Source organism: Pseudomonas sp. LBUM1662, from assembly GCF_059695915.1.
Window position 1 is genome coordinate 4,211,052 of the sequence record NZ_CP166793.1, and the last position, 20,888, is coordinate 4,231,939.

General features: G+C 55.7%; 21 protein-coding genes. 11 read left to right on the forward strand and 10 right to left on the reverse strand.

The window, feature by feature from the left end; all coding sequences use genetic code 11:
- Positions 1-9 precede the first annotated feature (9 nt).
- The 4 genes from ACA049_RS19050 to ACA049_RS19065 all read left to right on the forward strand — a co-directional run bounded on the left by ACA049_RS19050 (position 10) and on the right by ACA049_RS19065 (position 3,894).
- Positions 10-1,425 carry a purine-cytosine permease family protein gene (locus ACA049_RS19050; RefSeq protein ID WP_497328866.1) on the forward strand — a complete coding sequence of 472 codons (1,416 nt, stop codon included), beginning with the start codon at positions 10-12 and terminating at the stop codon, positions 1,423-1,425.
- A 173-nt stretch (positions 1,426-1,598) separates the two neighbouring features.
- Positions 1,599-1,817, forward strand: coding sequence for a PLD nuclease N-terminal domain-containing protein (locus tag ACA049_RS19055; RefSeq protein ID WP_497328868.1), 219 nt, complete (start codon positions 1,599-1,601; stop codon positions 1,815-1,817).
- Positions 1,818-2,506: 689 nt separating this feature from the next.
- A complete protein-coding gene (locus ACA049_RS19060; RefSeq protein ID WP_497328870.1) occupies positions 2,507-2,800 on the forward strand; it encodes a fructose-bisphosphate aldolase in 294 nt (97 codons plus the stop codon).
- A 320-nt stretch (positions 2,801-3,120) separates the two neighbouring features.
- Positions 3,121-3,894 (forward strand): hypothetical protein, encoded by a 774-nt coding sequence (locus ACA049_RS19065; protein WP_497328872.1) that lies wholly within the window; start codon positions 3,121-3,123, stop codon positions 3,892-3,894.
- A 617-nt stretch (positions 3,895-4,511) separates the two neighbouring features.
- Here ACA049_RS19065 and ACA049_RS19070 read toward each other — a convergent pair.
- On the reverse strand, positions 4,512-5,201 hold the full coding sequence (locus ACA049_RS19070; RefSeq protein WP_497328874.1) for a hypothetical protein: 690 nt from the start codon (positions 5,199-5,201) through the stop codon (positions 4,512-4,514).
- 38 nt (positions 5,202-5,239) lie between these two features.
- Entirely contained in the window at positions 5,240-5,662 is a 423-nt protein-coding gene (locus ACA049_RS19075; RefSeq protein ID WP_497328876.1) for a hypothetical protein, read from the reverse strand.
- 129 nt (positions 5,663-5,791) lie between these two features.
- Here ACA049_RS19075 and ACA049_RS19080 point away from each other — a divergent pair, with 129 nt between their 5' ends.
- Positions 5,792-7,264 carry a hypothetical protein gene (locus tag ACA049_RS19080; RefSeq protein ID WP_497328878.1) on the forward strand — a complete coding sequence of 491 codons (1,473 nt, stop codon included), beginning with the start codon at positions 5,792-5,794 and terminating at the stop codon, positions 7,262-7,264.
- Between the two features lie 160 nt (positions 7,265-7,424).
- Here the strand turns inward: ACA049_RS19080 and ACA049_RS19085 are convergent, their stop codons facing one another.
- Both ACA049_RS19085 and ACA049_RS19090 read right to left on the reverse strand, forming a co-directional pair.
- Positions 7,425-7,895, reverse strand: coding sequence for a GNAT family N-acetyltransferase (locus ACA049_RS19085; protein ID WP_497328880.1), 471 nt, complete (start codon positions 7,893-7,895; stop codon positions 7,425-7,427).
- Positions 7,896-8,146: 251 nt separating this feature from the next.
- The gene (locus ACA049_RS19090; protein WP_497328882.1) at positions 8,147-8,767 is read right to left on the reverse strand and encodes a hypothetical protein; all 621 of its coding nucleotides are present in this window, start codon (positions 8,765-8,767) and stop codon (positions 8,147-8,149) included.
- A gap of 227 nt (positions 8,768-8,994) precedes the next feature.
- Between ACA049_RS19090 and ACA049_RS19095 the strand changes: the two genes are divergently transcribed.
- Positions 8,995-9,345, forward strand: a complete 351-nt coding sequence (locus ACA049_RS19095) for a DUF6152 family protein (RefSeq protein WP_497328884.1) — start codon at positions 8,995-8,997, stop codon at positions 9,343-9,345.
- Positions 9,345-9,857: a DUF6644 family protein gene (locus ACA049_RS19100; RefSeq protein WP_497328886.1), complete on the forward strand. Its 513-nt coding sequence runs from the start codon at positions 9,345-9,347 to the stop codon at positions 9,855-9,857. The genes ACA049_RS19095 and ACA049_RS19100 overlap by 1 nt, the downstream gene beginning before the upstream one ends.
- Before the next feature lie 26 nt (positions 9,858-9,883).
- Here the strand turns inward: ACA049_RS19100 and ACA049_RS19105 are convergent, their stop codons facing one another.
- From ACA049_RS19105 to ACA049_RS19130, 6 genes are all read right to left on the reverse strand, one after another.
- Positions 9,884-10,456, reverse strand: a complete 573-nt coding sequence (locus ACA049_RS19105) for a nucleotidyltransferase family protein (protein WP_497328888.1) — start codon at positions 10,454-10,456, stop codon at positions 9,884-9,886.
- Positions 10,457-10,528: 72 nt separating this feature from the next.
- Positions 10,529-10,975, reverse strand: coding sequence for an NUDIX hydrolase (locus tag ACA049_RS19110; protein ID WP_497328890.1), 447 nt, complete (start codon positions 10,973-10,975; stop codon positions 10,529-10,531).
- A gap of 104 nt (positions 10,976-11,079) precedes the next feature.
- Positions 11,080-11,628 carry a cupin domain-containing protein gene (locus ACA049_RS19115; protein ID WP_007946335.1) on the reverse strand — a complete coding sequence of 183 codons (549 nt, stop codon included), beginning with the start codon at positions 11,626-11,628 and terminating at the stop codon, positions 11,080-11,082.
- 416 nt (positions 11,629-12,044) lie between these two features.
- Positions 12,045-13,331 carry an NAD(P)/FAD-dependent oxidoreductase gene (locus ACA049_RS19120; RefSeq protein ID WP_497328892.1) on the reverse strand — a complete coding sequence of 429 codons (1,287 nt, stop codon included), beginning with the start codon at positions 13,329-13,331 and terminating at the stop codon, positions 12,045-12,047.
- 56 nt (positions 13,332-13,387) lie between these two features.
- Positions 13,388-14,878 carry an aldehyde dehydrogenase gene (locus ACA049_RS19125; RefSeq protein WP_497328894.1) on the reverse strand — a complete coding sequence of 497 codons (1,491 nt, stop codon included), beginning with the start codon at positions 14,876-14,878 and terminating at the stop codon, positions 13,388-13,390.
- A gap of 223 nt (positions 14,879-15,101) precedes the next feature.
- On the reverse strand, positions 15,102-16,478 hold the full coding sequence (locus ACA049_RS19130; RefSeq protein ID WP_497328896.1) for a glutamine synthetase family protein: 1,377 nt from the start codon (positions 16,476-16,478) through the stop codon (positions 15,102-15,104).
- A gap of 280 nt (positions 16,479-16,758) precedes the next feature.
- On the opposite strand from ACA049_RS19130, the gene ACA049_RS19135 reads away from it, so the two are divergent.
- The 4 genes from ACA049_RS19135 to ACA049_RS19150 all read left to right on the forward strand — a co-directional run bounded on the left by ACA049_RS19135 (position 16,759) and on the right by ACA049_RS19150 (position 20,803).
- Positions 16,759-17,520 carry a gamma-glutamyl-gamma-aminobutyrate hydrolase family protein gene (locus tag ACA049_RS19135; protein ID WP_497328898.1) on the forward strand — a complete coding sequence of 254 codons (762 nt, stop codon included), beginning with the start codon at positions 16,759-16,761 and terminating at the stop codon, positions 17,518-17,520.
- Positions 17,521-17,868: 348 nt separating this feature from the next.
- On the forward strand, positions 17,869-19,011 hold the full coding sequence (potA, locus tag ACA049_RS19140; protein WP_438660361.1) for a polyamine ABC transporter ATP-binding protein: 1,143 nt from the start codon (positions 17,869-17,871) through the stop codon (positions 19,009-19,011).
- Between the two features lie 29 nt (positions 19,012-19,040).
- Entirely contained in the window at positions 19,041-19,922 is an 882-nt protein-coding gene (locus tag ACA049_RS19145; protein ID WP_497336910.1) for an ABC transporter permease subunit, read from the forward strand.
- Positions 19,919-20,803, forward strand: a complete 885-nt coding sequence (locus ACA049_RS19150) for an ABC transporter permease subunit (protein WP_497328900.1) — start codon at positions 19,919-19,921, stop codon at positions 20,801-20,803. Before ACA049_RS19145 ends, ACA049_RS19150 begins: the two co-directional genes overlap by 4 nt.
- The last annotated feature ends 85 nt before the right edge of the window (positions 20,804-20,888 follow it).

Below are 20,888 nucleotides of genomic sequence, written 5' to 3' on the forward strand. Positions count from 1 at the left end.
GAGTCCGTCATGGTTACCACAGCAACAACCGCCGCCCCGCTCATCGAAAAACACACCATCGGCTACGTGCCGCCCGAAGATCGCCACGGCAAAACCCGCGACCTGTTCACCCTCTGGTTCGGCGGCAACATCGCCCCGCTGCCCATCGTCACCGGTGCCCTCGGCGTGCAAATGTTCCACCTCAACCTGGTGTGGGGCATCGTCGCCATTCTCGTCGGCCACTTGGTCGGCGGCGTGCTGATGGCGCTGCACTCGGCGCAAGGCCCACAGATGGGCATTCCGCAAATGATCCAGAGCCGCGCCCAGTTCGGCTCCCTCGGCGCGCTGCTGGTGGTACTCATCGCCGGCATCATGTACATCGGCTTCTTCGCCTCCAACATCGTCCTCGCCGGCAAATCCCTGCACGGCGTAGTCGACAGCGTGCCGGTGCCGGTGGGCATCGTCATCGGCGCCCTCGGTTCGGGCATCATCGGCATCATCGGCTACCGCTTCATCCACGTACTCAACCGCATCGGCACCTGGGTACTCGGCGCCGGCATCGTGCTCGGCTTCGGCTACATCTTCACTCACGTGCAAACCGCTGACTTCCTCACTCGCGGCAGCTTCAACATCTCCGGCTGGCTCGCCACCGTATCGCTGGCTGCGCTCTGGCAAATCGCCTTTGCGCCGTACGTCTCCGACTACTCGCGCTACCTGCCGGCCAACGTACCCGTGGCCGCCACGTTCTGGACCACCTACCTGGGCACCGTGCTCGGCTCCAGCCTCTCGTTCATCTTCGGCGCCGTCGCCGTCCTCGCCACGCCCGTCGGCATGGACACCATGGACGCCGTCAAACTCGCCACCGGTTCCATCGGCCCGCTGATGCTCGTACTGTTCCTGCTCAGCGTCATCAGCCACAACGCCCTCAACCTCTACGGCGCTGTGTTGTCGCTGATCACCCTGGTGCAGACCTTCGCCTACCGCTGGATCCCCACCGCGAAAAGCCGCGCAGTCCTCTCCCTCATCATCCTCGCCGCCTGCTGCTTCGCCGCCGTCGGCGCCTCCGCCAACTTCATCGGCCACTTCGTCGACATGGTGCTGGTGCTGCTCGTGGTGCTGGTGCCTTGGACCGCGATCAACCTGATCGACTTCTATGCGATTCACAAAGGTCAGTACGACATCAAATCGATCTTCCAGGTCGATGGCGGGATCTATGGCCGCTACAACCCGCAAGCGTTGCTGGCGTATGCGATCGGCATCGCGGTGCAGATTCCTTTCATGAACACGCCGCTGTATGTCGGGCCGATCTCCGAACACATCAACGGCGCTGACCTGTCCTGGCTGGTCGGCCTGCTCATCACCTCCCCGCTCTACTACTGGCTGGCCAACCGCGACACCGCGTACAAACGCCGCCTCTCAACCGGAAAACTCGCGACCAGTCTGTAATCGCAAAACACCGGGGCAGCCCAAAATCATGGGCTGCCCCGCGATCCCTGTAGGAGCTGTCGAGTGAAACGAGGCTGCGATCTTTTGATCTTAAGCTTCCAGGAAACCCCAAAATTAAATGAACCCTGCCCACCACCACCCACCTAACAGAAAGACTATCTGGAGGGTGACTAATGCAAATCGAAACAATCTGGATCGTACTCACAGCCGTTCTTTTGCTGGTCGAGCTATGGGCCATCAACCGAGTGCGCAAAGCTCAAGGCAAATCGAGCAACAAACTCTTATGGATCGTGGTGATCGTGTTTGTGCCGCTGATCGGGGTGGTGGCGTGGGCGTTGGCAGGACCGAAACACACCGAAAACAATCCGCATTCGCCGCAGGCCAGGCAATGACTTCGGAGAATGTCCGATAAACGCAGCGCCAAAAACAAAGCCCCAATAATTCGGGGCTTTATCTTTTCTACCTGACACACAAACTTCATAACCCACCACCCACCCCTGTAGGAGCTGTCGAGTGAAACGAGGCTGCGATCTTTTGATCCTGACGTCCTAAAATCGCGTAGGAATTCACCCTCTATAGCGAAGGCACTCACTCCCGCCGAGCAGCGAACCCGCCCGAACCCCACCAAACTTTTAAACACACCCACATCCCGTAGCAGCTGGCGAAGCCTGCGTTCGGCTGCGCAGCAGTCGCAAAGCCAGCACACACGGCCCAACTGACACTAAACAACATTCGAATTCACATCAGCTTCTAAGCAAAACGCAGTCTCCACCATCACCCACAAAACCCGGATTTCGGTCCTACAACCCTGTTTGCAGCTACCAAAATCGACGTCTATATTCGACCCGTCGCTGACCAAAGTTAGCGATTGGGTTTCGCAGCCCTGCAGAAGTGATCACACCGCTAAAAACAACTGTGGCAAACTTTGCCGCAGTTACGTTTTATGGCGGCTGTGTGTGGGAGACCTTCGGGTCTGCCGGCTTTGTTCTCTTCTCCGGTCTGCGAACCCGCACATAGCTGCCACCCCTTTGTTTCGCAGCAGAAAGGTGGCGCCTCATAATTCCTTGAAGAGCTCATCCTTATGTCCACAAACAACACGCCTCGCCGCTTCACCCCAATGTCCCAACTCGCCACCGACTACCCCGTCCTGCTCATCGACTACGACGCCCCACTGCGCGAACTCCACAACTGCCTCAGCGAACGCCTCAACGCCGTCCTCAAATACCTCAACCTCATGGCCTGCACCAGCCTCCCCGACTACGCCGAACACGACATCAACACCGTCACCAACATCGCCCGGATCCTGGTCCAGGACGTGAGTGATGTGTTTCGGGTGATTGAGCAGCGTGGGTTTGATACACATACAAGCCAGTGACTCATTTTTTCGTATAGAAACCCGCTGATGCGGGTTTTTTTGTCTACACCAATTCGGTGATTTTCGGCTTTATATCTTGAGTTGGGATCTATTCGATTTCATCAAGGTTCACGGCCGGTAGCGGATGTGTAAGGTGAAAAATCAATCTGAACAACAGATCATGCAAAAAAATGAGGAGTTATTGGACGAGGTAGTCAAGTGACACTTTTCATGCAGATGTACGTTTGCATCCGGAAATTTTTAATCCATGTATCAAGAGTTAGCTACGCTATGTGGATCGATGTAAGCGCCACTCCATCACATGAAGGAAATCACAAAACATGAACAAGTCATGGATTTCTATTTGCATCCTCACCACTTCCATTAGTGCGTTCGCCGACAGCACTCCAGGATCCGGAATTGCTTACAACACTAAGGAAACAAATTCGATCATATACCGATGCACTTCAACTGATAAATTTACGATTGATTGTGAGTTCACTCAAACCAGGGTAAGGCCCGCTCTCAAGGAAAAGGATCTGGCTAACAACCTTGAAGCTGGTCGTAAAGAATTCAAAAATGGAGTGCGGCTTGAAAAAGCCGATTGTGATCAGTATCGTCACATCGCGGGAGTTATCGAGGGCAGAGAAAAACCTAAAAATAGTGAAAATTTAGATCAAATCATGCTGCTTAACAATTCAGACGATATCGCTTATTTCAAGGCCGTAGTGGACTTTTGCGAAAGCCCTACAGAAGACAAATACATGAAAATCGTGCAATTACACAACAATAAAATATCTAGAACCTGCTTGGCTAGCTCATATATATTTGAACAAAGTTACAGATTAATGCCAGAAACTGAAGTTTGGGTTGCAAACAGCAAGCCGGTGGGAGACTGCGGCGTGGTTGATCTTTCTAGATTTGAACCAGATAAAAGCTTAGGTGGAAGCTTTAAGGCTTGGAATTTCATATCCAAGAAAATAATTGCAAATCCTACGGGCACTATGCTGCTTGGCCAAGCTTGCAGTGACTTAGATGAAGCGGAGTACGTGTTCAGCTGGCGTTCTAAAACCTGGCCAATGCACTGCGAATACATAGAATTTTCAGTTCTTTAACTGTCTAAAATTTGGACAGGACAGAAAACAACAAATAGTACGATGACAGATCTATTTATCGAGTCATAAAGAAATCTGCATCAAATTTCGGTTTTTTGGCCGTTGGTTTTGTTCAGGCCAGTCAAGTTAGCTAGAAGATTGTCCTCTCTATCAACCCGGCGATTTTCGCGCTGTAATACCGAAATTTAACGCTGCCAACGGGTCAACTCCAGTGGGCATTCAATATCCAGCCATCCTGAATCAGACGGTTAATGGCATTGGCACTCAAGCGAACTGCTGCATGAGTCAGCTCCATTTTCCCGCCGACCCAAAGCCCTCCGTATGCTATCTTAAAGGCCCCCAGCGCCAAGCCAACGCGTTCACATTTCAAGCCCTGGCTATGAAATATAAATCGTCAACGCTGTCGTATTTAACCTCGGCATCGGCCACCAGAAAATTGACTCACTTTGACTTCACCTTCTCTTCGGATCAATTGTCGAAAACCACCAAAATTATTGAATCAACTACGCTGACCCCGCCAGCTAAAAACATCAAACTTTTTAACTGCAAATAGAATTAACACCCAAGAAAACGGCGCCAGGTCTATTTATTTAATAGATTCTGACACCTTTTTTTAGTCACCCTCTACTTAAAAAACCAAATTTATATAAAACCTTCATCCACCACTCAGAAAACCACATCTCAAATGACGTGGCAGCTCGCCACTTCATCCCTGCCGCCCACTCCACCAATGTAATTTCATCATTGGTTGCCCCATCATTACAAGAAGCAAACAATATGCTAGTTATTACTCCACCCCTGACATTCAAGACCTTTTGCGCATAGGGCGCTCCCGAACCAATTGCTACATTTTTTTTCGTGACATCGGAAACATCAAAAACTGTGGAGCTAATAGTTACCTTTATGCATTTCGCACTGGTCAATATGAGTAAAGAGCATGTTTGATTCAGTCGTTGAGCCTCACTACACGCAAACGAAGTGAAGTTAACGTTTTCTTGGCTGGGAAGAAGTAACGCATCCGTTAAAGATTCTACCAGCCCCCAATCTCCGGCCGCCCCTACGGCAATAAGTGGTTCACCATTGAAAAAGGTAGCTGTGCCATCCGGCACGAAAACTTTAGTCGGATACGATTCCCCAACAGGGACTGATTTTGAACCATAAGGACTCCCTACCTGAGATACGAATGTATCTCCAGCCATAAATTTCCCATTCCATGCGATCGTAGTCAAAGATAACTCCTTAAAATAAGATAAATAGATGGCTAAACCAACGTACTGGCAGAAAAGGTGACCGATATATTTATTCAAATAGATCTGTCACCTTTTTGATTTGTTTTTTGTTTCATTCAGGCCTGTCGAGATGGCAAGAGGATAGTCTTCTCTATCAGCCCAGCAACATCCTTCGCACCAAAACACCGAAACTTAACGCTACCAGCACCGGTATCCAGACGGATAATCTTCGTCATGAACCCGCCTTCAATCGTGACCTTCCGGATTAATGCCAATGGCAGTTCAATATCCAGCGTCCCGTCCTGAACGAGGCGGTTCATGGCATTGGCACTCAGACGAACCATTTTTTGCGTCAGCTCCATTTTCCCGCCAACCCAAAGTCCCCCGTAGGCTTCCTTGAAGGCGTCCAGCACATCGCCCAACGTGTCCACATTGCCAGCTTCAGCCATGGAATATATTTCGTCCACGTTGTCGTAATTCACCTCGGCATCGGCCACCAGAAAATTCACCAACTTCGACTTCAAAACCTGTCCAGTCATCCTTGCCTCTCCATGATTTGAGTAGCAGCCCTGAAATCCAGGTGCCTGTTTGTCGCTATAAGCGGCATCTTATTTGGCAGCCATGACTCATGTTAATATGCCATCACCCTGTCAATGAAGTACACCCGCATGGATGCCACGTCCCGCCCTTCCCGCTTTTTTTCACTGCTGACCGTTGCCGTGATCCTCTCTGGATGCCAGACAACAAAACCCGCTCAAATCACAACACCTGAGGCCCAACCGGGTTTTGCGGTCTTCAACAGTGTGCTGTTCGCGACAGCCGAGCCGAACTCGATCGTGCGCGAGGGCGATCGAGTCACCTATCTAGTGGCTTCGTCCCCAAGTCCGGAACTCCACTATCTGGCACGTTTCGACGCCAACTGCAGCCAGCCGGATGCGCAAATGGCTTACCGCAGCAAAGCGGGAATGTCGCCATTCTCCGCCAACCCGCGGGGGCGTTCTGAGGACTCCCGGCAATTGCCTGCTGAACAAAAGAGGCAGTACCTGCAAAGTACGCAGTTGAAGCAGGTGTGTGCCCAGACAACACCTCCACAATGGCGTGTGTTCTCGGCACCCGAGCATCAGGATTGGCAGATGATCGACCGCAGCAGCCTGAAAGTAACAGGTGATGAGGTCACTTTCTGGACGGCTCGGGTACTGCCCGGCGAGATGTTGCTGCCCGGCAAGAACGCCTTGTATGGGCAGGTACGCCAGCGGTGGACGGCCAACTGCGCCCTGCAACAACTGACCGCGTTAAGCTTTTTCTACCTTGATACTCAGAGTCGTGTGCTCGCTGGAAGAATGGAGACAGACCTCAAAGCCATCGGCCCGCAAAGCCTCGGCGTCGATGAGCATCAGCTGGTTCAGGTGGCCTGTGGCAAACCGCAATCGCTGGACCAATACAAGCAATTTGAAGGGCGTGAGCAGTTGCCCTTCGAAGTACCGGTCCCCGCCGTTGCCGCCCCGGTGTTGAAAGCCATCGAAGCATTGAATATGCCTAAACCGAAGAAAAGCATTCAACACCTTCGCCGGGTGTTCAAGGATAACTCCGAGCCAAGACAGTATTCAGACGAAGGCGTGCGGCTCAACGGGCGTGACTCGACATACCTTTCAAGCGAGGCAGGCAATCAACTGACGGAGCGTTTTGAGAAGCAAGGAAGTCAGTGGGCCAAAGCCACTTTCCGAGGCTTGATTGACCTGTCTGAAAATGAATTCAGCGCTCGTGCAGGTGAGATATCGATTGAGGATAAGGCGCTGACGAACCTCAGTTTCGAGGGCGATTGGGCGCACATGCCGGTCGGCGCACTCCTGCGATACACGGCGCAGGAGATGCGGCTTCAATACACCAACGGTGGGAAAGGTCCCAGAGCCCTGGTGCCGGTCGACGACAGGTTCAGCTGTGAGGTGCTGTCGCATAAACCTGCCAGCACGTATCACCCGAGTTTGACCGGGACTGCCAAGGTAATCAGCTGCATAAAAGATACTTACCAATACAGCACCGACATTTACGTCTACCTCGAAGCGTATGGAATGTTTGTGCCGTTCCAATACGTCACGAAGAACGTGCAGGCAGAATGGACGATTGAGGTGGTGGAATCTTGAGCTGACCGGCCATTTCGAAAACGGTGACAGATCTATGTATTCAAATAGATCTGTCACCTTTTTTGTCCGAACAGATCTTGGCCGCATTTTTTAGCCACAAAAAACCCGCATCACTGCGGGTTTTCCATGACCTGTTTTTACCCCTGCCCGCCTTTCCCAATCAACGCAAAAGCCCCTTCACCATAGGTATACACGCCAACTGAAGCCCTGACGGTGAATGGTAAACAGCAGGTTCGTCACCCACGAAACCGCAGCGCCGGTAAAAATCAGCTGCGTTCAACGTAGCGTCCAGATTGACCTCCTTCAGGCCCAACTGCCGCGCCAGGCATTCAAGATGGCTGAGCATCTTCAAGCCGATGCCTTCTCCCATGAAACCGGGCAGCACAAAGATCGCGCCGATTTCGCTGTTCTCCAGATCAAGCATCCCTGTCGCCACCGGTTCACCCTGAATGCAGCCCAGGTAAAAGTGCTTATCCATTAAATCGCCATACCCATCCTTGGCGGCTCCGGCTGTCCAGGCGAGCATTTGTTCTGCGGTATAAGCGCCGATGCATTGGTGCCGTATAGCCTGAAGGCGAATATCAAATGCCGTTTGTGCATCAATAGGATTGGCGCGTCTGATCTCGAACATTTCATTCTCCTTGAGCCATCGGTGGACAGAGAACTAAAAAGCCCCGTCCATTTCTGGCGGGGCCTTGGGTACCTGCGTCAAATCCTGTGAACGCGTGACCTCACGGCCCGCCAGCGGCGGTCATGGAGGAGCACATCATGTTCAAGCGAGAGATGCAGGTCATGGGTCGATAGTGTTTTGGATGATCCGGGTTGTCAATTTTGAGGGGGAAAATAAATGCGTCCCCTTTTACCGAGCAGGAATTTGACAAACTACCCAGCCGGCTTTCCATCTCGGAACTTTCCTGCAAGGTGATGTCGATATGATGGCCACGGATTCAAATCCTGGAATCTAGCAGCGTCAGGCAATAACCTGACAAACCATGGAAGCCTATGATGAAAGCGATTATTTGGATTTTGTTGATGTTCAGTGGATTTACATATGCCGGCTGCGAAAACATCGCAGATAATGACCAACAAAATTATTGCAGAGCCCAGGAAACTGGCTTTGGTTGCGAAAACATCAAAAACGATGACCTGAGAAATGCTTGCAGAGGGGAAACAACCGGTTTCGGGTGCGAAAACATCCACGATAATGATCAACGTAACTTGTGCGAAGCCAAACAGCGCGGTAGTGGTGCTTGCGAAAACATCAAAAACGATGACATGAGAAATGCTTGCCGGGGAGAAACAACCGGTTTCGGGTGCGAAAACATCCGCGATAATGATCAACGTAGCTTGTGCCAAGCCAAACAGAGCGGCAATGGTTGCGAAAACATCAGAAATCACGACATGCGAAATCGATGCGAAGCCGCTGCGAAATGATATAGCAGCCAGCCAAAACAAGATGCCTGTGGCTGCTCGATTATCAGGAAGAGCGACCTGCGCAAACAATGTGAAGCCATGAAGCCCGGTTCACATAGCAAGTCTTGAGCATATTTATTCAACTATAAAAAACCCGCATCACTGCGGGTTTTTCATGACCTGTTTTTACCCCTACCCGCCTTCCCCAATCAACGCAAAAGCCGAATCTGTACTATTTTTATAAACTCTCTGGATTGACCTGTTCCTGATCAGAACAGGCTGACGGTCATCAATGATCCGTAACAGGAGATCGCATCATGAAGCGCTTGCTTGCGTCCCTTGGATTCTCATCGTTACTGGTGGCATCGGCGGTGTTCGCTCATCACGGCTGGAGCGAGTACGACTCGAGCAAACCCTTGGAGCTGGATGGGACTATCGAGGAATCCGGCTATTCCCACCCGCATGGGTTCGTGCGCCTGAAGACCAACGACAAGACCTGGAACGTCGTGCTGGCGCCGCCCTCGCGCATGGAAAACCGTGGTCTTTCCAAGGACATGCTGAGTGTCGGCAAACGGGCTACGGTAGTGGGCTATCAGAATCGCAATAACCCAGATGAACTGCGTGCAGAGCGCATCACGGTCGACAACAAAACCACTGAGTTACGCTGATGCAGACAACTGGCACCAGCGGTGGATCGGGTCTGGACGGCTGGCTGGACTATGTGGGTGACTCGCAACTCGGGTCGGCCATGCGAAGCGAGTTATGGCTGTATCCGATCGTCGAGGTGGTTCACATCATTGGCTTCGTGGTGCTGGTCGGCTCGGTCGTCATGTTCGATCTGCGGGTGCTCGGGCTGTCGAGAGTTCTTCCGGTGACGGCACTGGCTCGCCACCTCCTGAGGTGGGGAGTCGCGGCGCTGCTATTGATTGTCCCGGCCGGGCTGATGATGTTTTCAGCCCATCCGCACGACTTCGCATCCAACAGCGTTTTTATTCTGAAGCTGTGCTTGATTGGGATTGCGGGCCTCAATGCGGCTCTTTTTCACGTGGGTGTCTTCCGCTCAGTTGAACGCTGGAACACCGACACCGCGGCGCCTGGAATGGCAAAAATCCAGGCGATATTTTCGATTATGTTATGGATCAGCGTAGTGCTCTGCGGTCGGCTGCTGGCGTACACCTGACAGTCACCTTTCAACGCTTGTGCAAGTTAAGTCATGAGCCCGTGCTCACGAATCTTGAGCCAAGGCCAGCGAGCCCGATAACTCTTCGCCTTCTGTTCAAATAAATCAGGTTGAGGCGTTTTCGGGTTGATACGAAGAATCCCCTGTTCCGTGTCAGTCAGACCATTGGGTGCATAGACCTCACCCGTTTCAATATCCAGCCCTATACACGTACCGGCAATCAGGTAGCGATCAATGCCGTCGGTAGTCGATTGAAGCCGAGGATAAGAACCGCCGAACCGCTGGCTGTACCAAAGGTGAACGCGCGCCTGATTCTTGATTTCGACGCTAACGCCGAGATCCTGAAAGAGGCGCTGTACCGAGTTGATGACCTCGTTCTCGGCCTCCCAGGACAGGTCCTCATCGAAATAGAAAACGTCGTAATCCTTGATCCCCCACGCGGGCGGCTGATTCGACTGGTGATTCCAGACGGCCTGGAAAAGGCAGCCGGCCGTGAGCATGCATTGACTCAAACCGAGTGAAGGCAAGCGTGCGGTGATTTCAGCGTTTATTGGATTGGCCATCGCCAGGCTGACCAGCTTTTCGGCAGTCAATGTCATTTTCGTTCCTTGAAAGGTGATCGCATCCTGACGATCGATAAGCTAAACAGCGCGATTTCTAATGACCGAGCATCAGTTCAGCAGCGCAGCCTTCTTCAGCAGCTCGTACAATCCGACAGGCACCAGCGGCGTATCGCCAGTGATACTTTTCAGCGGCAGCCACTTCACGATAAAGGCAGCACCATCGCTTTCTTGAGCATTCAAGTGGGGCAGTTCATAGACGCTGGCATCCACGAATTTCGCATCGTAGACCTGCACGATTTCGTGCCCGGGCGTGCCGGCATAGGTGAAGATGTTTTCGAGCGTGCCGAGCAGGCGAACATCGGTGATGGATAAACCGAGTTCTTCCTCGACTTCACGTATGACGGCTTGGGCGCTGGTTTCGCCAAATTCGATACCGCCACCGATTGGGCGCAAGAATGGCTTTTCAGTAATGGGGTCATACGCTTCGTTGACCAGTATCTTGCCATCGTGATGGAAGATGCAGAGTGCGAGGGGACGGATGCGGTGTGTAGTCATGAAGTGAAGTCCATTTCCATTGTTTAAACCCTTTAGCAGGTGCTTCCATTTGCACGGGGGGTGGCCGCGGACGCAGCCTTCAACAGCGTCCGTCCGTTTTGATATCAGAAGTTGGCCGGGGTGTTGGCGCTGATGATTTCCGCTTCATCCTGGCCGATATTGCGAAACTTGTGAGGCAGCGTTGTCGGAAAGTAATACCCGTCGCCAGCGTTGAGCACACTGATCTGCCCATCAACTGTCAGCTCCACAGTGCCACGGGTAACGAGCCCACACTCCTCCCCTTCCGAATGCACAATCGGCTCTTCCCCCGAACTTGCCCCCGGTGCGTATTGCTCGCGCAACAAGCGCATTTGCCGGCTCGGCACGGAAGCGCCGATCAGCAGCAACCGCAGCCCATGACGGCCGAGATCCGGCTGTTCATTGGCGCGGAACACGTATTGATGCTCGCGTGGCGGTTGGTCGAAGGTGAAGAAATCCGCCAAAGACATGGGGATGCCTTCGAGCAGTTTTTTCAGGGAGCTGACGGAGGGACTGACGCGATTCTGTTCGATCAGGGAGATGGTGGCATTGGTGACGCCGCTACGCCGGGCCAGCTCGCGCTGGGACAGTTTGTAGCTTTCGCGTACTAGTTTGAGTCGTGAGCCCGTGTCCATGACAGCCTTATGCGAGAAATACTTAAGGGTTATGGGGGTGGATGGCGGGCGACTTTTGGCCGCGAAAGTACCGCTTCCCTGTCCCGGAAATGTGAAAGGCGGGTATTAAATCACGTTTGGTGGTGTTGCTCAGCAGGTTCGATGAATGGGTGGGTGAAAAGGTTGTCCGGGCCTGAAATCAGAGTGTTTGGTTGGGGTTGGTGGTGGCTGGTAGGGCCTCATCGCGAGCAAGCCCGCTCCCACAGTGGATCTGTGGCGTACTCCAGATTTGTGTACACCTGGGACCAAACTGTGGGAGCGGGCTTGCTCGCGAAAGCGGTGTGTCAGTCACGCCAATGGCAACTGAGCGGGCCCCTTCGCGAGCAAACCCGCTCCCACAGTTGATCAGTGTTGTTTCCACATCATCAGCACTGGGGTCAGATACCGAACCGATCGCGCAACGCGTAATACGCGGCGCCCATGGCGGTGAGCGGGGCCTGGAAGGTGCGGCCGCCGAGCATGGGCATGTGCGGCAGCGAAGCGAAAGCATCAAAGCGTTCGGCGTCGCCGCGGATCATTTCCGAGATCAGTTTGCCGGCCAGGTGCGAGCAGGTGACGCCGTGGCCGCTGTAGCCTTGCATGTAGTAGGCGTTTTTCTCGATGCGGCCGAATTGCGGCATGCGCGACATGGTCAGCAGGAAGTTGCCAGTCCAGCGGTAGTCGATCTTCACGTCCTTCAGTTGCGGGAAGGTCTTGAGGATTTTTGGTTTGATCAGTTGCTCGATGTCATCCGGTTCGCGGGCGCCGTAGACCACGCCGCCACCGTACAGCAAGCGGTTGTCGGCCGTGAGGCGGTAGTAGTCGAGCAGGTAGTTGCAGTCTTCGACGCAGTAGTTGTTCTTGATCAGGCTGCGTGCAACTTGCTCGGACAACGGTTCGGTAACGACGATTTGCGAACCGCACGGCATGCTTTTGCGCGTGACGCGGTTGTCGAGGTCTTGCGGCAGGTAGGCGTTGCCGGCGATCAGCAGGTATTTGGCGCGCACGAGGCCTTTGGCGGTGCGCACGGTGATCGGTTCGCCGTAGGTGATTTCCACCGCTGCCGATTGTTCGTAGATCTTGCCGCCCAGACCGATGATGGCCGAGGCTTCGCCGAGGGCCAGGTTCAGCGGGTGGATGTGGCCGCCCTGCATGTCGAGCAGGCCGCCGACGTAGTTGTCGCAACCGACTTCGCGCTTGATATCAGCGGCGTCGAGCATTTTCAGGTTTTTGTTGCCGTAGCGTTCCCAGCTGCTTTTCTGCTCGGCCAAGCCCTTGAGCTGCTTCTTGTTCAGCGCAGCAAAAATGCCGCCCGGCTTGTAGTCGCACTGGATGTCGTAGTGCTGTATGCGCTGACGGATGATGTCGGCGCCTTCGAAGATCATGCTGCCAAGCACTTCGGCGGTTTTGTCGCCGTAGCGCTCTTCGATGACATCGACGTCGCGGCTGTACGAGTTGACCAGTTGCCCGCCGTTGCGACCGCTGGCGCCGAAACCGACTTTGGCGGCTTCGAGTACGGTCACGCTGTAACCTGCTTCGCAGAGGAACAGCGCCGAGGACAAACCGGTGTAGCCGGCGCCGATGATGCAGACGTCGCAGTCCACCGCTTGCTCCAATACCGGGAAATCGCCGGTGAAGTTGCGGGTGGCGGCGTAGTAGCTGTTTACATGTATTGTTTGTTTCATACATTTCTCCGATGGCCACCGGCAGCGTGCCGGCGACCGCCGCTTTTTTATAGGTATTAGAGCTTGATCCAGGTCGCTTTGAGCTCGGTGTATTTGTCGAACGCGTGCAGCGATTTGTCCCGACCGTTACCCGACTGCTTGTACCCGCCGAACGGCGCGGTCATGTCGCCGCCGTCGTACTGGTTGACCCAGACGCTGCCGGCGCGCAAGCCACGGGCGAAGGTGTGGGCCTTGCTCAGGTTGCTGGTCCAGACGCCGGCGGCCAGGCCGAAGATGCTGTCGTTGGCGATGGCCAGCGCTTCTTCAGCGGTATCGAAGGTGATCAGCGACAGCACCGGGCCGAAGATTTCTTCCTGGGCGATGGTCATGGCGTTGGTCACGCCGTCGAAAATCGCCGGTTCCACGTACAGGCCGCCGGTGGCTTCGAGGGTGCGGCTGCCGCCCGCGATCAATTGCGCTCCCTGGTCTTTACCGACCTGGATGTAGCGCAATACGTTGTCCAGTTGACGCTGATCGACGACCGCGCCGACCGTGGTTTCCGGGTCCAGCGCGTGGCCCGGTTTCCAGGCTTGCAGCGCTTCCACCAGCAGCGGAATGAACTGCTCGCGGATCGAACGCTCGACCAGCAAACGCGAACCGGCGGTGCAGACTTCGCCCTGGTTGAAGGCGATCGCACCGGCCGCCGCTTGTGCTGCCGCGCGCAAATCCGGCGCGTCGGCAAACACCACGTTTGGACTCTTCCCCCCTGCTTCGAGCCAGACGCGTTTCATGTTGCTTTGCCCGGCGTAGATCAGCAGTTGCTTGGCAATCGCGGTCGAGCCGGTGAAGGCCAGCACGTCGACGTCCATGTGCAACGCCAGCGCCTTGCCGACGGTGTGACCGTAGCCCGGCAGGACGTTGAACACGCCTTTGGGGATGCCGGCGTCCAGCGCCAACTGGGCGATGCGAATCGCGGTCAGTGGCGACTTTTCCGAAGGCTTGAGGATGAACGAGTTGCCGGCTGCCAGCGCTGGAGCGAATTTCCAGCTGGCCATGATCAGCGGGAAGTTCCACGGCACGATGGCAGCAACCACGCCCGCAGGTTCGCGGGTGATGAGGCCAAGTTGGTCGTGCGGCGTAGCGGCGACTTCGTCGTAGATCTTGTCGATGGCTTCGGCGCTCCAGCGGATCGCGTTGGCGGTCGCCGGGATGTCGATGTTCATCGAGTCGTTGATCGGCTTGCCCATGTCGAGGGTTTCGAGCAGGGCCAGTTCTTGCTGGTTGGCCAGGATCAGGTCGGCGAAGCGGATCAGGATGCGTTTGCGCTCGGCCGGGGCAAGATTGGCCCAGATGCCGGATTCGAAAGTGCGGCGCGCGACGGCCACGGCTTCGTTGGCATCGGCTTCGTCGGTGCTGGCGACGTTGGCCAGGAAGCGGCCGTCGACCGGGCTGATGCATTCGAAGGTGTCACCACTGAGTGCCGGGCGGTATTGGCCGTCGATGAAGGCGCGGCTTTCGATGCTGAGGGACTGGAAACGTTGTTCCCAGTCGCTGCGAGTGTTTGTCATGGTTGTGACTCGACGCAGAGGAATAAGAAGTCGTTGGAAGGTGGTGTCTCAGGCGAATTGCATCGCTGACTGCGCGGCCGTCTTCGCGGGCAAGCCTCGCTCCTACAGGTATTGCAGCGTGCACGGCTTCTGCGCCAGGCACTTCTCCCTGTAGGAGCGAGGCTTGCCCGCGAAGAGGCCCTCACATTCAATATCGAAAGTAATTGCCCCACCGCTCAACCCATCAGACGGTATGCAGATACCAGTTGTACTCAAGGTCCGAGATGGAGTTCTCGAACTCGGCCAGCTCGCTTTCCTTGCACGCCACGAACACGTCGATGTACAGCGGGTCGATGTAACGGGCCATGACTTCGCTGTCGTCCAGTTCGCGCAGGGCATCGCGCAGGTTGTTCGGCAGGCTCTGCTCGTTCTGCTCGTAGCTGTTGCCTTCGACCGGTGCGCCTGGCTCGATTTCGTTGGTCAGGCCGTGGTGAATACCGGCCAGCACCGACGCCATCAGCAAGTACGGGTTGGCATCGGCGCCTGCAACGCGGTGTTCGATGCGCACCGAGTCCGGCGAACCGGTCGGTACACGCACGGCAACGGTACGGTTGTCGATGCCCCAGCTTGGCGAGTTCGGCACGTAGAACTGCGCGCCGAAACGACGGTACGAGTTGACGTTCGGGCACAGGAAGGCCATCTGCGCCGGCAGGGTCTCGAGCACACCGCCGATCGCGTGTCGCAGCGCGGCGTTCTGCTCGGGATCCTCGCTGGCAAAGATGTTGTTGCCTTCTTTGTCGAGAATCGAAATGTGCACGTGCAAACCGTTGCCCGCCTGGCCCGGATACGGCTTGGCCATAAACGTGGTGTCCATCTCGTGGTCGTAGGCGATGTTCTTCACCAGACGCTTGAGCAACACCGCGTAGTCGCAGGCCTTGATCGGGTCGTTGACGTGATGCAGGTTCACTTCGAACTGCGCCGGGGCGCTTTCCTTGACGATGGCATCCGCAGGAATGCCCTGCTCTTTCGCGCCTTCGAGGATGTCTTGCAGGCAGTCGACGTATTCGTCGAGGTCGTCGATCAGGTAGACCTGGGTCGACACCGGACGCTTGCCCGATACCGGCGAACGCGGCGATTGCGGACGACCGTTCACGTTGTCCTGGTCGATCAGATAGAACTCGAGTTCGAAGGCTGCGCAGATGGTCAGGCCCAGGTCATCGAACTTGCGCACGATATTGGCCAACACTTCTCGCGGGTCGGCAAAGAATGGCTGGCCTTCGAGTTCGTGCATGGTCATCAGCAACTGAGCGGTTGGGCGCTTCTGCCACGGTTCAATGCTCAGGGTGCCAGGGATGGGGAAGCAGATTCGGTCGGAGTCGCCGATGTCCAGACCCAGGCCGGTGCTTTCCACCGTGGAGCCGTTGATGTCCAGGGCAAACAGAGACGCCGGGAGGTTGATGCCTTTTTCGTAAACCTTATGAAGACTGGTGCGTTCGATGCGCTTACCGCGCACCACACCGTTCATATCCGCAATCAGAAGGTCGACGTACAAAACCTCAGGATATTTCTTAAGGAATGCGTTTGCTTCGTTGAGTTGAACGGTACGCAGAGGGACCGACATGATGCACCTATTAGCTGTTAATTATTATGTTCACTACCTTATTGCGAGCCCAGTCAACCCGAACGGCAAAGTGAAGTCAATAGCGAACACCTGGCCTCTTAACCTTTATTTTCGGGCCTTTTTGGGGGACGAGAGTGCCAACTGAGTCTTATGCATCGCGTAAAACCTGAAGATCAGACGCACGGCGTTTAGAATTTTTTACATGAGAGTTGTTAATTAAAATCAACAAGGCTAAGCTCCGGAAAAGCTCGTTCAAGTGTGAAACTTCGAGGTGATAAAAATGGCATTCAAGCCATTGATCGGCGTTACTGCGTGCGTCAAACAGATTGGCCTGCACCCCTACCACGTCAGCGGCGACAAGTACTTGCGTGCTGTCAGCGTCGCGGCTCTGGGGCTGCCTGTGGTCATTCCTTCCTTAGGCGAATTGACTGAAATCGAGGATGTGCTCGCGCATCTCGACGGTCTGCTGCTGACCGGCTCTCCCTCGAACGTGGAACCTTTCCACTATCAAGGCCCGGCCAGTGCCCCCGGCACGGATCACGATCCGGCCCGGGACGCCACTACCCTTCCTTTATTGCGCGCAGCCATTGCGGCGGGCGTTCCGGTGCTCGGCATCTGCCGCGGCTTCCAGGAAATGAACGTGGCGTTCGGCGGCAGCCTGCATCAGAAGGTGCACGAACTGCCCGGCATGCTCGATCACCGGGAAGCGGACAGTCCGGAGCTGGCGGTGCAATACGCACCGGCCCATGCGGTGACGGTGCAACCGGGTGGCGTGTTCGAAGCGTTGGAGTTGCCCGCCGAGTTCATGGTCAATTCGATTCACAGCCAAGGCATCGACCGACTGGCGCCGGGCTTGCGCTCGGAAGCGGTGGCGCCGGACGGTTTGATCGAGGCGATTTCGGTGGAACACAGCAAGGCGTTTGCCGTCGGCGTGCAATGGCACCCGGAATGGCAGGTGCTTTCGAATCCGCCTTATCTGAGTATTTTCCAGGCGTTTGGCGATGCGTGCCGGCGACGGGCCGCGTTGCGTAAAACCCGCTGACTTAAAACAACCCTTTACTGCCCCCGCGAGTCAGGCGGGCGTGCCTTTGCGCGTCCGTGACTTGCGAAACAACACACTGCAATAACAACAAGTACGACCCAGGCAGCCAGGACGGCGGCGCCGAATTAGCCCGAGCGGTATGGACAGGCGAACGCAATCCCTTGTAGGAGCGAGGCTTGCCCGCGAAGGCGGTGTATCAGGCAACGATGATGTCGACTGACACTCCGTCTTCGCGGGCAAGCCTCGCTCCTACAGGGGTCGCGCTCCGACTGAAACTATCCGGGCTAGCAATCCACTCTTAAGTCAGGCCGCGTTGGCCCGACGACTGAAACCTGTTGGGAGTTTCACATGGCAAACGCCTCCAGCACTTACAGGAAGGCTCTTGAAGGTCACCAGACATCGAAAAAGGTGTTGGTGAAAGTCGACCGCGTCACCAAGAAATTCGACGAAACCTGCGCAGTAGATGATGTCTCGCTCGAGATCCATCAAGGCGAAATCTTCGCCCTGCTCGGCGGTTCCGGCTCCGGCAAATCGACCCTGTTGCGCATGCTCGCCGGCTTCGAGCGCCCGACCGAAGGACGGATTTTCCTCGACGGCGTCGACATCACCGACATGCCGCCGTACGAACGGCCAATCAACATGATGTTCCAGTCGTACGCCTTGTTCCCGCACATGACCGTGGCGCAGAACATTGCCTTCGGCCTCAAGCAGGACCGTTTGCCCGCCAGCGAAATCGACGCCCGCGTTGAAGAGATGCTGCGCCTGGTGCACATGACCCAGTACGCCAAACGCAAACCCCATCAGTTGTCTGGCGGTCAGCGCCAGCGCGTGGCCCTCGCCCGCTCCCTGGCCAAGCGCCCGAAGCTGTTGCTGCTCGACGAACCGATGGGCGCGCTGGATAAAAAGCTGCGCTCGCAGATGCAACTGGAGCTGGTGGAGATCATCGAACGCGTCGGCGTGACCTGCGTGATGGTGACCCACGATCAGGAAGAGGCCATGACCATGGCCCAGCGCATCGCGATCATGCACCTGGGCTGGATCGCGCAGATCGGCAGCCCGGTCGACATCTATGAAGCGCCGGTCAGCCGCATGGTCTGCGAGTTCATCGGCAATGTGAACGCCTTTGAAGGCACGGTGGTGGAAGACCTTGAGGGTCACGCGATCATTCACAGCCCGGACCTGGAGCAGAAGATTTACGTCGGTCACGGCGTCAGCACTTCGGTGCAGGACAAGTCGATCACCTACGCGATCCGCCCGGAAAAAATGCTGGTCAGCACCCTCAAGCCGGACACCCGCTACAACTGGTCCGAAGGCAAGGTGCATGACATCGCCTACCTCGGCGGTCACTCGGTGTTCTACGTGGCATTGCCTGGCGGCAAGGTCGTGCAATCGTTCATGGCCAACGCCGAACGCCGTGGCGCCCGTCCGACCTGGGACGACAAGGTCTACGTGTGGTGGGAAGACGACAGCGGCGTGGTACTGCGCTCATGAAAACACTCAATCAGCAGTTCATGCGGCTGATGCCGAGTGGTCGAAAGCTCGTCATCGGGATTCCTTTCCTGTGGCTGTGCCTGTTTTTCCTGTTGCCGTTCTTCCTGGTGATGAAGATCAGCTTCTCGGAAGCGGCCCTGGCCATTCCTCCTTACTCCGAGATCTACACCTTCGCCGAGCAGAAATTCCAGCTGCTGCTGAACATCGGCAACTACTCATTGTTGACCGAAGATGAGCTGTACATCTCGGCCTACTTCGGCTCGTTGAAGGTCGCGTTTTTAAGCACGCTGATGTGCCTGGTGATCGGCTTCCCGATGGCCTACGCGATCACCAAGGCGAACAAGGAAACGCAAAACGTTTTGCTGCTGTTGATCATGATGCCGACCTGGACCGCGATCCTGATCCGCGTCTATGCGTGGATGGGCATTCTCAGCAACAACGGTTTGCTCAACGGGTTTTTGATGTGGACCGGGCTGACGGATCACCCGATCGAGATCCTCAACACCAACACTGCCGTGTACATCGGTGTGGTGTATGCGTATCTGCCGTTCATGGTGCTGCCGCTGTACGCCAACCTGGTCAAGCACGATCAAAGCTTGCTGGAAGCCGCGTCCGACCTGGGTTCGAGCAACTTCAACAACTTCTGGAAAATCACCGTGCCGTTGGCCAAGAACGGCATCATCGCAGGCGCAATGCTGGTGTTCATTCCGGTGGTCGGTGAGTTCGTGATTCCGGAACTCCTGGGCGGCCCGGAGACGCTGATGATCGGTCGCGTGCTGTGGCAAGAGTTCTTCAACAACCGCGACTGGCCGGTGGCGTCTGCCCTGGCGGTGGTGATGCTGTTGATCCTGATTGTGCCGATTCTGCTGTTCAACCGCAGCCAGGCCAAAGAGATGGAGGCACGGGGATGAAACGTTTCGGTTTTTCAAAAATGATGCTGGTGCTCGGCCTGTCGTTTATCTACCTGCCGATGCTGATTCTGGTGATCTACTCGTTCAACGCCTCCAAGCTGGTGACCGTTTGGGGTGGCTGGTCGTTCAAGTGGTACGCCGGTTTGCTCGACAACACGCAACTGATGGGCTCGGTGGTGCGCTCGCTGGAAATCGCCTGCTACACCGCGATTGCGGCGGTGGCGCTGGGAACGCTGGCGGCGTTTGTACTGACGCGGGTGACGCGCTTCAAGGGCCGCACGTTGTTCGGTGGTTTGGTGACGGCGCCACTGGTGATGCCGGAAGTGATCACCGGTCTGTCGCTGTTGCTGTTGTTCGTGGCGATGGCGCAGTTGATCGGCTGGCCGATGGAGCGTGGCATCGTCACCATCTGGATCGCCCACACCACGTTCTGCGCCGCCTATGTGGCGGTGGTGGTTTCGGCGCGTTTGCGTGAGCTGGACTTGTCCATCGAAGAAGCGGCCATGGACCTCGGGGCCAAGCCGTTCAAGGTGTTTTTCCTGATCACCATTCCGATGATCGCGCCGTCACTGGCGGCCGGCGGCATGATGTCGTTTGCCTTGTCGCTGGATGATCTGGTGCTGGCGAGCTTCGTGTCGGGACCGGGTTCGACGACGCTGCCGATGGAAGTGTTCTCGGCGGTGCGTCTGGGTGTGAAGCCTGAGATCAATGCCGTGGCCAGTCTGATTCTGTTGGCCGTTTCGATCGTGACCTTCATGGTCTGGTACTTCAGCCGCCGCGCCGAAGCCACCCGCAAACGCGCGATCCAGGAAGCGATGGACCAGACCGCCAGCGAATCGTGGCAGCAACCTAAAAAGCAAATGGTTGGGGCAACGGCCTGATGTAGGAGCTGCCGCAGGCTGCGATCTTTTGATCCTGCGTCTAAAAATCAAAAGATCGCAGCCTCGTTTCACTCGACAGCTCCTA